12 protein-coding genes are annotated in these 12,236 nt (G+C 59.9%); 5 read left to right on the top strand and 7 right to left on the bottom strand.

The features are described from left to right. Nucleotides 1-32 precede the first annotated feature (32 nt). Genes LB554_RS15595 through LB554_RS15580 form a run of 4 tightly spaced genes read left to right on the top strand, consistent with a single transcriptional unit; the run spans nucleotide 33 to nucleotide 4,040 of the window. Nucleotides 33-1,283: an extracellular solute-binding protein gene (locus tag LB554_RS15595; RefSeq protein WP_224585433.1), complete on the top strand. Its 1,251-nt coding sequence runs from the start codon at nucleotides 33-35 to the stop codon at nucleotides 1,281-1,283. A 1-nt stretch (nucleotide 1,284) separates the two neighbouring features. Further along, nucleotides 1,285-2,220, top strand: a complete 936-nt coding sequence (locus tag LB554_RS15590) for a carbohydrate ABC transporter permease (protein ID WP_224585431.1) — start codon at nucleotides 1,285-1,287, stop codon at nucleotides 2,218-2,220. Next, a complete protein-coding gene (locus LB554_RS15585; protein ID WP_224585429.1) occupies nucleotides 2,217-3,065 on the top strand; it encodes a carbohydrate ABC transporter permease in 849 nt (282 codons plus the stop codon). The genes LB554_RS15590 and LB554_RS15585 overlap by 4 nt, the downstream gene beginning before the upstream one ends. A gap of 42 nt (nucleotides 3,066-3,107) precedes the next feature. Then, the gene (locus LB554_RS15580; protein WP_224528416.1) at nucleotides 3,108-4,040 is read left to right on the top strand and encodes a 3-keto-5-aminohexanoate cleavage protein; all 933 of its coding nucleotides are present in this window, start codon (nucleotides 3,108-3,110) and stop codon (nucleotides 4,038-4,040) included. Between the two features lie 52 nt (nucleotides 4,041-4,092). Here the strand turns inward: LB554_RS15580 and LB554_RS15575 are convergent, their stop codons facing one another. Together LB554_RS15575 and rocF are read right to left on the bottom strand one after the other, a co-directional pair. Further along, on the bottom strand, nucleotides 4,093-5,148 hold the full coding sequence (locus LB554_RS15575) for an ornithine cyclodeaminase (RefSeq protein WP_224585427.1): 1,056 nt from the start codon (nucleotides 5,146-5,148) through the stop codon (nucleotides 4,093-4,095). Beyond that, nucleotides 5,145-6,080, bottom strand: a complete 936-nt coding sequence (rocF, locus tag LB554_RS15570) for an arginase (protein ID WP_224585425.1) — start codon at nucleotides 6,078-6,080, stop codon at nucleotides 5,145-5,147. The genes LB554_RS15575 and rocF overlap by 4 nt, the downstream gene beginning before the upstream one ends. 134 nt (nucleotides 6,081-6,214) lie before the next feature. Here rocF and LB554_RS15565 point away from each other — a divergent pair, with 134 nt between their 5' ends. Next, complete coding sequence (locus tag LB554_RS15565) at nucleotides 6,215-6,655, top strand: Lrp/AsnC family transcriptional regulator (RefSeq protein WP_140787409.1); 441 nt, start codon at nucleotides 6,215-6,217, stop codon at nucleotides 6,653-6,655. Between the two features lie 32 nt (nucleotides 6,656-6,687). Here the strand turns inward: LB554_RS15565 and LB554_RS15560 are convergent, their stop codons facing one another. The 5 genes from LB554_RS15560 to LB554_RS15540 all read right to left on the bottom strand — a co-directional run bounded on the left by LB554_RS15560 (nucleotide 6,688) and on the right by LB554_RS15540 (nucleotide 12,227). Then, nucleotides 6,688-8,169, bottom strand: coding sequence for a M81 family metallopeptidase (locus tag LB554_RS15560; RefSeq protein WP_224585423.1), 1,482 nt, complete (start codon nucleotides 8,167-8,169; stop codon nucleotides 6,688-6,690). 62 nt (nucleotides 8,170-8,231) lie between these two features. Beyond that, nucleotides 8,232-9,407, bottom strand: a complete 1,176-nt coding sequence (locus LB554_RS15555) for a serine hydrolase domain-containing protein (protein WP_224585421.1) — start codon at nucleotides 9,405-9,407, stop codon at nucleotides 8,232-8,234. Between the two features lie 103 nt (nucleotides 9,408-9,510). After that, the gene (locus LB554_RS15550; protein WP_224585419.1) at nucleotides 9,511-10,569 is read right to left on the bottom strand and encodes a porin; all 1,059 of its coding nucleotides are present in this window, start codon (nucleotides 10,567-10,569) and stop codon (nucleotides 9,511-9,513) included. A 51-nt stretch (nucleotides 10,570-10,620) separates the two neighbouring features. Next, on the bottom strand, nucleotides 10,621-11,385 hold the full coding sequence (locus tag LB554_RS15545) for an ABC transporter ATP-binding protein (protein ID WP_224585417.1): 765 nt from the start codon (nucleotides 11,383-11,385) through the stop codon (nucleotides 10,621-10,623). Beyond that, nucleotides 11,382-12,227, bottom strand: coding sequence for an ABC transporter ATP-binding protein (locus LB554_RS15540; RefSeq protein ID WP_224585415.1), 846 nt, complete (start codon nucleotides 12,225-12,227; stop codon nucleotides 11,382-11,384). Before LB554_RS15540 ends, LB554_RS15545 begins: the two co-directional genes overlap by 4 nt. Nucleotides 12,228-12,236 lie beyond the last annotated feature (9 nt).

Raw genomic sequence — 12,236 nt, 5'->3', positions numbered from 1 at the left:
AAGCGCATCAAGCGCGATTGGGAGATTGCAACATGAGCAGGAGAAGGATTGGTCTGGCCCTCGCGGCCGCGTCTTTCGCATGGGGACTCACGGCAAGCGTGGCTCACGCTACCGACATCTCGTTCTGGACCTGGCGTCAGGAAGACAAGGCCGCCTACAACGAGCTTTTCACCGACTTCACCAAGGAAAACCCGGACATCCATGTGAAGTTCGAGTCGTTCCCGGACGAGAATTATCCGACCATCGTCTCCACGGCGCTGGCCGCCGGCAAGGGTGGCGATGTCATCCATACCCACGCCTATGGCTGGCTCGAGCAGTTCGTGAAAGCAGGCTATTTCGAGCCGCAGGATCTGACCACGGTTCCTTCACTCGCCAACCAGCCCGCCGATGCGCTGGTGGCCGGCACCTACCGCGCCGACAAGAAGGTCTATTCCCTGCCCTTCGCCTCGCAGACGCTCGGTCTGTTCATCAACAAGGACGTCTTCGCCAAGGCCGGACTGACCCCGCCGACCACATGGGCCGAATTCATAACCGTCAGCAAGGCGCTGAAGGACAAGGGTATCTATCCCCTGGCCAACGGCATGGGGACAAGCTGGTTCAACGAGATGTTCGTCGCCATCTTCACCAACCCGTTCCTCGGCCAGGACTTTGTCACAGATCTGACGTCGGGCAAGACCACCTTCAAGGACCCACGCTACATCGCGGCACTCGGCAAGCTGCTCGAATTGCGCAACTACATGCCTCCCGGTTTTGAAGGCATCGACTACGACACCGCTGGCCAGCTGTTCATCAGCGGCAAGGCGGCGATGCTGGCCGGCGGCAGCTTCGACATCGCCAGCTACCGGACCCAGAACCCCGCCATGAACATGGACTTCGTCGCCCCGCCAATGGCCAAGGCCGGCGGTGTGCCGCAGGCGACCAAGTTCTTTGACGGCGGTTACGCCGTTAACGCCAAGTCGGCCAACAAGGAGGCCGCGCTCAAGCTGGTCAACTGGATGGGCACCAAGGAATTCGGCGACAAGTTCTCGGCGTTGCTCGGCAACATCTCGCCGATCAAGGGCGTGGTCATTAAGGACGAGCTGCTCGCCCAGGTCGCCAAATTGAACGAGACCGCCATGCCGCATATCAATGTCGTCTACTTTCGTTTCGAGAAGCCGACGGGATCGGAGCTGCTTCAGGGCGACATCACCAAGATGATGTCGGGTTCGATCACCCCGGACCAACTGGCCGCCGACCTGACCGACGGCCTCGCCAAATGGTACAAGCCTTTCCAGGGCAAGTGAGATGAGCAGCGGTCGGCGCCACACCCCAAAAGCTTTCCCGTGGCGCCGGTCACTCTGGATCGCGTCGCTGCTGACACCGGCCTTGGTGGTCATGGTGCTGTTCGTGCTGTGGCCGCTGCTCTCGGCCTTCCGGCTTGCCTTCTATGAGTTCAACGGCCTGCAGCCGACCGGATTCATCGGCTTCGAAAACTTCCGCAAGGTGCTGTTCGAACAGCCTTATAGCGGCTGGACCTACAATGCCCTGAAACACAACATCATCGCCTTCGTGGCCCTGATGGTGTTCGAGAACGGCACCGCCTTCCTGCTTGCCTACGCATTGCTGAAGGCGCTGCCCGGCCATCGCATCCACCAAGTCATCGTCTTTCTGCCTGTCGTCTTGTCGGCCGTCATCGTCGGATTCCTGTGGAAACTGTTCCTGCATCCGCTGTTTGGTCTTGTGAACCAGACGCTGGCGCTTGTCGGCATCGGTGCCATCCCGTGGCTCGGCAATGAAAACACCGCGTTGGGCAGCATCCTGTTCGCCAATGTCTGGCACTGGCTCGGCTTCCCGACGCTGGTGTTGCTCGCCGGCATGCAGCGCATCGGCAAGGAGGTGATCGAGGCTGCCCGTCTCGATGGCGCCGGCGACTATGTGCTGATGACGCGCATCATCTGGCCGCTGATTGCGCCGAGCGTCACCATCGTCACCATCCTGACCTTCATCGGCAGCTTCAACTGGTTCGAAATCCCCTATGTCATGGCCGGCCTAACCGGGTCCCCCGGCGGCGCGACGGATGTGCTCGGCCTCTATTTCTACCGCACCGCCTTCGGCTCGACGACGACAGGCATTCAAGATTTCGGCCAGGGCAGCGCGCTGGCGGTGATGATGTTCGTCATCGTTGCCGGCGTTACCGCAATCGCGCTTCGCTATCTGCGCCGTCGCGAGATCGAACTGTGAGCGCAGCGGTCGGCACCAGGGAACCCGGCGAGCTATTGAAGAACGGGGCCATCCAGCTGATGCTGGCGATCAATGCCCTGATCATGATCTATCCGCTGTTCGTAATGGTGATGTCATCCTTCAAGACCAATGCCGAGATCTTCTCGTCGCCCTTTGCCCTGCCGGCGCACTTTTCGCTGGCCAATGCCGAGCGTGTGTGGAGCGAAACCAATTTCGTCCGCTACCTCGCCAATTCCCTCGGCATCACCATGGCCGCCGTGGCCTTGATCCTTCTGTTCAGCACCATGGCCGCCTATGCCATCGCCCGCTACCAGTTCAGGCTGAGCGCGCTGGTGCTGATGTTCTTCCTGAGCGGCATGACCGTGCCGCTGAAACTGGCCATCATTCCATTGTTCATCCAGTTGGATTCGCTTGGCCTGGTCGACAGCTATGCCGGCCTGGTGCTGGTCTATGTTGCCATGGGCATTCCCTCCGCGGTGTTCATCATGACCGGCTTTCTCAGGACCTTGCCTCGCGAACTGGAGGAGTCGGCGCGTATGGACGGTGCCAGCGAATTTCGCATCATGCGTTCGATCATGCTGCCGCTGGCGCGCCCGGCCCTGGTTATCGTTGCGATCCAGAATGCGGTGCCGATCTGGAACGATTTCTTCTTTCCGCTGGTGCTGATCACGTCCGACGATCTCAAGACGCTGCCGCAGGGCCTCACGGTCTTCGTCGGCGAATTCACCACCGACTGGGGCGTGCTGTTCACCGGGCTGACGCTGGCGGCCCTACCGATCACCTTGCTCTATGTCGTGCTGTCGAAGCAGTTCATCTCAGGCATCACGCAAGGTGCGGTGAAATAAGGCGCGGTGAACCAAGCGCTCAAAGGACCAGGATACCTTCAAATGGCGAACCAGAACAAGATCATCATCACCTGCGCGGTCACCGGCTCGATCCATACGCCGTCAATGTCGCCGCATCTGCCGGTGAGCGCGCAAGAGATCGCCGACGCCGCGATCGGGGCGGCCGAGGCTGGTGCAGCCATCGTACACCTGCATGCGCGCAATCCCGCCGACGGCCGGCCCGACCAGTCGACCGAGGCCTTTGCGCCTTTCTTGAAGGTGATCAAGCAGCGCTCCAATTGCGTCATCAACATCACCACCGGCGGCGCCGCGACGATGAGCGTCGAGGAGCGGGTCAAGCCGGCCGCGACCTTCGCGCCGGAAGTCGCCTCGCTGAATATGGGCTCCATGAATTTTGGTCTCTATCCGATGCTGGAGCGCTTCAAGACCTTCGAGCATGATTGGGAGCGCCCTTATCTCGAAGGCTCTCGCGACCGCATCTTCCGCAACACCTTTGGTGACATCGAGCACATCCTGCGCACCTGCGCGGAAAGCGGCACTCGTTTTGAAATCGAGTGTTACGACATCGGCCATCTCTATACGCTTGCCCACTTCGTCGAGCGCGGCCTGGTCAAGGCACCGTTCTTCGTCCAGAGCGTGTTCGGCATACTGGGCGGCATCGGCAGCCATCCGGAGGACGTCGCGCATATGAAGCGCACCGCCGACCGCCTGTTCGGCAATGACTATCATTGGTCCGTGCTGGGCGCCGGCCGCAGCCAGTTGCCGATCGCCACGCAGGCCATAGCGCTGGGTGGTAATGTGCGCGTTGGGCTGGAGGACTCGCTGTGGATCGGCAAGGGCCAGCTGGCAAAATCCAACGCCGAGCAAGTGAACAAGGTGCGCCAGATCATCGAGGGGCTCGGCGCCTCCATCGCCACCCCCGACGAGGCGCGGCGGATCCTGCAGCTCAAGGGCGGCGACAAGGTCTCTTTCTAAGGTAAAACACCAATGAGCGCGGTCACCGATCTCCGTTAGCTCGGCCGATTCATTAAGCTGCCGGCTGCAGGGCCGCCCTCAGCAGCATGCCAAAGAGGTCGCGCGGCTCGTCGGGGTCGGCCAGCAGATCGAGCTCCTCATAGAGGCCGGTCGCCTGCAGTTGATCGCGAACATATCGCAGTGCCGAGAAATCCTCGATCGCAAAGCCGACGGAATCGAAGAGCGTGATCTGCTTGGCGTCTCGCCGACCTTGCGCCTTGGCAGCGATCACTTGCCAGAGTTCGGTGACGGGATGGGTGGAATCCAGTTGCTGGATTTCGCCCTCGATGCGGGTTTGTGGCGGAAACTCGACGAAAATGTCAGAGCGCAGCAGGATGTCCTTGTGCAGTTCAGTCTTGCCGGGGCAATCGCCACCGACGGCATTGATGTGGACGCCGGACCCGACCATGTTATCTGTGAGAATGGTGGCGTTCTGCTTGTCGGCGGTAACGGTAGTGATAGTCCCGGCACCTTCAACCGCCTCCTGTGCACTCCCACAGATGGTGATGTCGAAGCCCATCTCGGCCAGGTTCTTCGCACATTTCAGCGAGGCGGACCGGTCGAGGTCATAGAGCCTGAGCCGATCGATGCCGGTCAGCGCCTTAAAGGCGATCGCCTGGAATTCAGATTGGGCCCCATTGCCGATGATGGCCATGGTGCGCGCGCCGCTCGGCGCCAGATACTTCGCGGCGACCGCGGACGTGGCAGCGGTGCGAAGCGCGGTCAGGATGGTCATCTCGGTGAGCAGCATCGGGTAGCCGTTGCCGACATCGGCGAGCACGCCGAAGGCCGTCACCGTCTGCAGGCCCTGGCGCATGTTCTTCGGATGGCCGTTGACATATTTGAAGCCGTAGAGGCGCCCATCGCTTGTCGGCATCAGCTCGATGACGCCGTCATGGCTATGCGAGGCGATGCGAGGCGTCTTGTCGAACAGTTCCCAGCGACGGAAATCTTCCTCGATGTAGCTGGCGAGCTCGGTCAGGAAGCGCTCGACACCGATGGCGATCACCAGCTTCATCATGCGGTCGACACTGACGAAGGGGACGACGTTCAGCTTCATCGTGTTCATGAAAAGCTCCCGGAATGGCTGCGGGTGGGGCGGTCCATGATGCGGCGGCCCATCAGGCTGGCCGTCAGGTCGACCAGCAGCGTCGCGGTGCGGCCACGCTCGTCCAGAAAGGGATTGAGCTCGACAAGGTCCAGGCTTGAGACGAGGCCGCTATCGGACAGCATCTCCATTATCAGATGTGCCTCGCGGAAAGTCGCGCCGCCAGGAACGGTGGTGCCGACTGCCGGAGCGATCGACGGGTCGAGGAAGTCGACATCAAGGCTGACATGCAGCAGGCCGTCTTCCGCCGACACGCGCGCCAGGAAAGCGCGCAGCAGCGGAGCGATGCCATGCTCGTCGATGGCGCGCATGTCGTGCACGGTTACTCCGGCCTCATTGAGCGCCGTTCGCTCAGCCGGGTCGACACTGCGCAGGCCCATGGTGCAGATACGCTTGGGATCGACCGCTGCCGGCAGCTCCGGAAAATAGCCCCCAAAGCCGGGCTGACCACTGGCGTAAGCAAGCGGAACACCATGCAGATTACCGCTGGCGGTGGTGTCGAGCGTGTGGAAGTCTGGATGCGCGTCGAGCCACAATACGAACAGCGGACGTCCGGTTTCGGCGGCGCGGCGCGCGAGGCCTGCGATGGTCCCGGCCGAGATCGAATGATCGCCACCCAGAAAGATCGGCATGGCGTCCTCGCTTGCGGCATAGGCGGCTTCGGCGATGGCAGATGTCCAGGCCGATATTTCGGGCAGGGCCTTCAGGGCCAGATTGCCATGCACGACGCGCTTTGCCGGAAGCGGCTGGACGGCCCTCAGATCCTCGACGATATGGCCAAGGCCGGCCAGCACCTCGGCCAGCCCGGCGGTCCTGAGCGCGCTCGGCCCCATCTCGCATCCCATCCTGCCAGCGCCATCTTGCACTGGCGCCCCGACGATTTTGCAACGCATTGTTTTCCCGACGACCAAGTTTCGAATGGCCGGGATGAGATCACGGTGAGCCGGCGATATGAAGCAGGTGAATTGGCAATCCGAAAAGCATTGTTTATCGTAATGGCAGCGAAATTGATCAAAATGGTACCTCAATGGACGCTCTCGATGAACGCCTTGTGACCCTGCTTCGGCATGACGCCAGGCGCAGCGTGTCTGATCTTGCCGTCGATCTCGGCGTCTCGCGCGCCACGGTCAGGACGCGCATGGAGCGGCTGGAACGATCCGGCGACATCATCGGCTACACGGTGGTGCTGCGCGCGGACGCCGTCGATCAACGCATTCGGGGCATCATGCTTATTGAAATTGAGGGTCATGCCGCCGACCGCGTCGTCAGGGCACTGGGCGGGTTTCCCGAAGTGTCGACTATCCATACCACCAACGGCCGCTGGGATCTGGTTGTGGAACTTGGAACCGCCTCGCTGACTGATTTCGATGCGGTGCTGCGCCGCATCCGTCTGATTGGCGGCATAACCGGGAGCGAAACCAGCCTTCTGCTAGCTACGCCGCGCACGACGCGAGCACGCCTAACATAGTACCGGCGCTCGGGATCGTCCGTGTTCTCGCACTAGAATTTGTCGAGCGGGTAAATCGGCCGCGGCACGTTCCTGAACGGCATTTTGACGTAGTCCATCGTCGACAGGGCACCGCAATCGCAGATGATGATCTCTCCAGCGATAGATTCAAAGTCCGCGCGGAAATGCTGTTGGGATTTCACAACGATGACGTCGTGTGCCGTCGGCTCTATGCTAAAGGCTCGGAATTGCTCCTGATCCAGCAACTGCGAGCGCTCAGTGACGACGAGCACCTTCACTCCACCGACCGAGATGACGGCCGTGGGACCAAAACTGAATTGGAGCCCGCCCAACTGCGGCCCGGTGCCTACAAGCTTTCCGTCGCTTAGACGCAAAAGCTTAGCCTCAACCTGCAATGGTGGTCCGCCAAAGCGCGGGTCCATCTTGCCGCCCAGGGAAACGGAAACGGTATCACCGATCTTCGCATTTGATAGCTGGTTAACTGTCCCGGCATCAACCATTGGGCCAAAACACGCATTCTGGACGCGCGCCTTCAAGAGTGCATCGAGAAGCGCGGTGGCGTCGCCATACGCGCCGGCACCCGGATTATCGGCGTAGTCAGCGATGATGAGCGGCCGTTCACCCATGTAGCAGCGAGCAATCTCGGCCGACTCTTTAGGCGTGTAGAACTTGTTGAGGACATTCTCGCGATTGTCCCAGATTTTGTCGGCGATGCGCTCCGCAAAAGCTATGTGTCTGTCGGGCTCGCCGTCATAGGTCACCACCACGGTGGGGCCGACTTCCTTCACATCGGCACCTGGAAAGGCCCCATTGATGCTGACCGCGAGTGCACCGGCACTCCTTTCATGCTCCCTTGCTTCTTCTATCCAATCAATCATTGGCCCGATATCCGTGCGGCCGGCATTTGCCTCCTCCAGCATTGGCCTTCGCATCAAAAGAGTCTTGGGTCTGATGGAACCTTGAATTGCCTTGTGCAGCAACTCGGCGGCATGGCGAGCGGTTTCGCGAATATCGACATGTGGATAAGTTTTGAAAGAAATCAGGACGTCCGCGTTTTCACACATGCTGGCGGTAACGTTGGCATGCGGGTCCAACGTGACGGCGATCGGTATGCGGCGCTTCAGCACTCGACGTAAACGCTCAAGCAATTCACCTTCGCCATCTGAAGAAAAATCGGTCACCATGGCGCCATGCACGCCAAGCAAAATGCCATCAAGCTTGTCGCCCAAAGCCGCCGCCTTAGCCAGTATCTTATCGGTGATGCGGTCAAACGCGTCACGCGTGACCGGACCAGCAGGTTCGGCATCGGCACTGATCGTATGCACCAGATCCCACTGGTATTTGCGCGCAACATCCAGAAATCCGGCCAATTCGGTATTGGCATCGCCGCGAGCCGAAATGGCGTCATTGCCTTCCAGGATGCGGCTGCTCCGAAAGGCTTCATAGTCCGTCTTGATCACGTTGAAGGTGTTCGTTTCGTGAGTGAATTCGGCCGTCAAAACACAATGCGTCATTTGCTCTTCCTGCTAGAGGCATGAATCTCCGCTATTCGGAGTAAGTCTCCTTCTGGACCAATTCACGTTGCGAGGTCTGCGCCGGCCAGCAGATCTTCAATTACCGAACTCCTGAACGTGTCAGTCTTTTCCGTTCCATCGATGTTCATCAGCACAGCGACTGCATGGCGATGGTCCTTCGTCAGGATAACCATGTTGGAAGCGCCGAAATCGCTGCCGGAGTGCCCAACAAAGGGTGTCCCGTTGATTTCCTCCTCGATCCAGCCAAGCCCCTGGTAATGAACGATCGCTGGGTCGATCTGGTCGCGCAGCATGGCGGTGACGGCGGCAGGCGATAGAATTGCCTGACTGGCCGTTTCACCCCCGAGCATTGCACGCAGCATCTTTGCAAGGTCGCTGACCGAACAGCGCAACATGCCTGCAGGGACATCGGGATATCCTTCCTGAGGCAGTGGAACAAAAGCCCCCTTTTCGAACCTGTAAGGTGTCGAAATCACGTCCGGCGCAAATTGTTTCAGATGCCAATGCGCGTTGCGAATGCCGAGCGGTTCGAATATTTGCTTCTCCACATAAGAGGAGAAGCCCTGTTTGCTGAGACACTCAACGACGTAACCTGCCAGGGCAACGGCAACGTTGGAATAGGACCACTTCCTGCCAGGTTTTGCCTTGTAGTACGATTTCCTGGGCGAATAGGTGTCCCCACCCTTCACAAGATAGTCGCGAAGGAAGTCAGCCAGGCTTTGCGTTGGATCTCCCACGACGGAGTAGTCTCCATATCCGTCATCAGAGATGCTGGACGTGTGGGTGATGAGTTGATGGGGCGTGATCGGGATGTTGGGGTGGTGGGGATTTATAACGGTAAAGTCGATGAACTCGTTCACGTCTCGATGCAGGTCGAGGCCCTTGCGCTCAAACAGCTGGACTAGGGCGGAGGCCGTAAACAACTTACTGACCGATGCCAGATGCGTTGGAGTGTCTGCAGTGAATTTTCGTTGCTGTTGAATGTCGGCAAAGCCAAAGCCGGCCGAATAGCTGGTTGAGCCATTTTTCGAAATTATCCCCACGGCGGCTCCTGACACCTTGGCCACGGCCATGCGTGCCGGAACTCCGGTTTCGAAGTTGCGGCGCCAGGTCTCGAAGGTCTGGTTTGGCTTTTGATCCGCCAAAACAACCCTCGCCTGCGGCACAAGCAAGCCCACCAGTCCCATCTTAAGCAGCGAACGCCGGGTTGAGGTCATGATCCTTCTCCTTGTCTTGAAGTGTCTGGCAGATTGATTTTTCTGATGGCCGGTCCGCGCATCAGTGGCGTCAGTGGAGCAATCGCTTGGCGACATGTTCCCGTCAGAAATCACGCTGAATGCTGATCATGCCGCCCAGCGCGTCGCTGGGCTTCGAGGGATCGCTGCCGAAGACGGTGTAATCGAGTTCGGGCGTTACGGTGAACCCTGGAGCGATCTCGTAGTCAAAGTTGAACGCCAAGGCATAGGTGCCGGCATCTTCATAGCCCGCTTGGCCATTGAGGGTGAGCTTTGGCAACAGGAATACAGAAAGGCCGCCCCAGGCCGCGTAACTCCCGTTCCACGCTCCAAAGTAATTCGGGATTCCAGGATTTGATTGATACCCACCCATGGCGAACACTGAGAAGGTGTCGCCAAGCTTGAGGTCCAGCCGCGCCTTTGCCGCGACTTCTTCAGCCATGGAGTCGTAGCCGATGACCGTGCCAATCGCCCCCCAGTTCCGTTCGAGCTTCAGCCCGCCGACGAGGTGAGGCATATAGCTGTCGATTGCATGCCCTTGATCGCCCTTTTCATCGTCGCCTTCGTCCCCTTGCTCGGCGCCAAGCATCGCGGAAATCCCACTCCCGAGGCTGGCCGTGTAATTCAGCTGATTTGTCTTGCCGCCAGCGTAGGGGATGACATCGTCGTTTAGAACATTGCCGGCCGAATCCAGCCAGCTATCAAATTGCGAGCTGGAGGCGCCGACTTGGATACCACCCAGGCCAATCACCCCCTCAGAAAAGGTGACGCCTTCATTGACGCCGTCAACGATGTTGGATTCCAATTCGAAATGTGCGCGCAGCATCCCCTGTTCAGTTTGGGTCCGGACATCACCGTACAGGGTAGCGCTGGTAGATTGGCCCCAAGTTTTTCGGCGCTCACCAGAGGAAGGGTCGGCGCCGGCTGTAATTTCGTACTCGACGGATCCGCCGATCCTAACGCAGGTGGGGCTTTGCGGGAGCTGAACAAACCCCTCCCCCATTGTAGCACAAATACTTACGTTTTGAGAGGGATCGTAATCCCTGAGAGATACGGCGTCCGTCGCGTGAACGAGCGGCACTTCGAACAGTAAAGCACTCATCCAGCCAAGAATTTGGCCTTCAAGGATCTGGCCCTGTCTCATCATCTCCCACCTAATTGGTTATGGAATTGATCTATTTCGGCTCGGAGCGCCTCAGTCCAAAAGGCCTTTCGGGCTGCGCTCGAAACCTTTGCTGGCCCGAAGCAGATTGAGCGTGTATTCCTGGCGCACCTGGCCGGCCACGAGGTCTTCAGCTGCGACTTCTTCGACGCTCTCGCCGTTCTGCATCACCATCAGCCGTTCACACATGTGGTGGATCACACCGAGATCATGGCTGACCACCAGGAAAGTGAGCTTGCGCTGCTGCCGCACGTCTTGCAGGAGATTCAGCACTTCGGCCTGCACGGAGGCGTCGAGTGCCGAGGTCGGCTCGTCGAGCAGCAGGATTGATGGTTCGAGGATAAGGGCGCGCGCTATTGCCAAGCGCTGGCGTTGGCCGCCGGACAGCTGATGCGCGTAGCGGAAACGAAAGCCAGAGCCCAGTCCGACTTCGTCTAGCGCTCGCCGGATCCGCTTCTCGCCATCGCCGATGCCATGGATTGCGAGAGGCTCCTGCAGCAGCCGATCGACTGTCTGGCGCGGATGCAGCGAACCGTACGGGTCCTGGAAGACCATCTGCACCTGCCGATAAAATGCAATGTCGCGGTGGTGGCCAAGCGGCCGGCCTTGGACCAGCGCAGTTCCGGATGTGATCGGCGCCAGCCCAGCGATAGCCCTCAGCAGCGTCGACTTGCCAGCCCCAGATTCGCCGACAAGGCCGAATGATCCGCCGGGCTGCACGACAAGGCTCACGCCTTTTAACGCACGAAACCTCTTGAAGGTGACCTCCAGGCCGGAAATGGCGATGGCTGCGGTCATTGCGCCCACTCCGGCTTGCGGTCGAGCACCGGCAGCGGGTGACGGTCGGCGCCGATTTTTGGCATGCAGTTGAGCAGCCCGCGCGTGTAGGGATGCTGGGCCTGACTCAATTCCGATGCCTTGAGCTGCTCGACGACTTTGCCAGCATACATGACGATGACGCGGTCGCAGAAGGAGGAAACCAGGCGCAGATCGTGCGAGATGAAGATCAACCCCATGCCGCGCTCACTGACCAGCCTGTCGAGGATGCCGAGCACGTCGAGCTGCACGGTGACGTCGAGCGCCGAGGTCGGCTCGTCGGCGATCATCATTTCCGGTCCGGCAATCAGCATCATGGCAATCATAGCGCGCTGGCCCATGCCGCCCGACACTTCGTGCGGATGCAGGTCGAAGACGCGAGAGGGATCACGGATCTGCACCGCCTCGAGCATGGCCAGCGCGCGCTCGCGCGCCTCGGCCTTGCCGACCTTTTCATGGGTGCGCAGCGTCTCGACGATCTGGCGGCCGATGCTCATCACCGGGTCGAGCGAATATTTCGGGTCCTGCGGGATCATGGCCAGGCGCTTTCCTCGCAAGCTCCGCCGTTTGCGCGGCGGCAGTGTGAGCAGATCGAGCCCGTCGAAGGTAAGTTTTGTGGCGGACACCTGCGCCTGGGGCGGCGTCAGCCCCATGAGGGCGCGGCCAGTCTGCGATTTTCCCGAGCCGCTCTCGCCGACGATACCCAGCCGCTCGCGGCCGAGCGAAAAGGAGACGCCGCGTACCGCCTCGATCATGCCGGTGCGGGTCGGAAAGGTGACGCGCAGATCTTTTACTTGGAGCAGATCACCGCTCGCTGCACTCATGTTGGCGGG

Origin of the sequence: Mesorhizobium sp. CO1-1-11 (genome assembly GCF_020164995.1) — a bacterium.
Classification (GTDB): domain Bacteria; phylum Pseudomonadota; class Alphaproteobacteria; order Rhizobiales; family Rhizobiaceae; genus Mesorhizobium; species Mesorhizobium australicum.
The sequence above is the reverse complement of the archived record's forward strand: the minus strand, read 5'-3'. Positions and strand labels throughout refer to the sequence as shown.

Bases quoted from the DNA above. Each gene is read 5' to 3' on its own strand.
- LB554_RS15550 (WP_224585419.1), bottom strand. From the start codon at position 10,569: ATGAGACAGGGCCAGATCCTTGAAGGCCAAATTCTTGGCTGGATGAGT.
- LB554_RS15545 (WP_224585417.1), bottom strand. From the start codon at position 11,385: ATGACCGCAGCCATCGCCATTTCCGGCCTGGAGGTCACCTTCAAGAGG.
- LB554_RS15575 (WP_224585427.1), bottom strand. From the start codon at position 5,148: ATGAACACGATGAAGCTGAACGTCGTCCCCTTCGTCAGTGTCGACCGC.
- LB554_RS15560 (WP_224585423.1), bottom strand. From the start codon at position 8,169: ATGACGCATTGTGTTTTGACGGCCGAATTCACTCACGAAACGAACACC.
- LB554_RS15565 (WP_140787409.1), top strand. From the start codon at position 6,215: ATGGACGCTCTCGATGAACGCCTTGTGACCCTGCTTCGGCATGACGCC.
- LB554_RS15555 (WP_224585421.1), bottom strand. From the start codon at position 9,407: ATGACCTCAACCCGGCGTTCGCTGCTTAAGATGGGACTGGTGGGCTTG.
- LB554_RS15540 (WP_224585415.1), bottom strand. From the start codon at position 12,227: ATGAGTGCAGCGAGCGGTGATCTGCTCCAAGTAAAAGATCTGCGCGTC.
- LB554_RS15595 (WP_224585433.1), top strand. From the start codon at position 33: ATGAGCAGGAGAAGGATTGGTCTGGCCCTCGCGGCCGCGTCTTTCGCA.
- rocF (WP_224585425.1), bottom strand. From the start codon at position 6,080: ATGCGTTGCAAAATCGTCGGGGCGCCAGTGCAAGATGGCGCTGGCAGG.
- LB554_RS15580 (WP_224528416.1), top strand. From the start codon at position 3,108: ATGGCGAACCAGAACAAGATCATCATCACCTGCGCGGTCACCGGCTCG.
- LB554_RS15590 (WP_224585431.1), top strand. From the start codon at position 1,285: ATGAGCAGCGGTCGGCGCCACACCCCAAAAGCTTTCCCGTGGCGCCGG.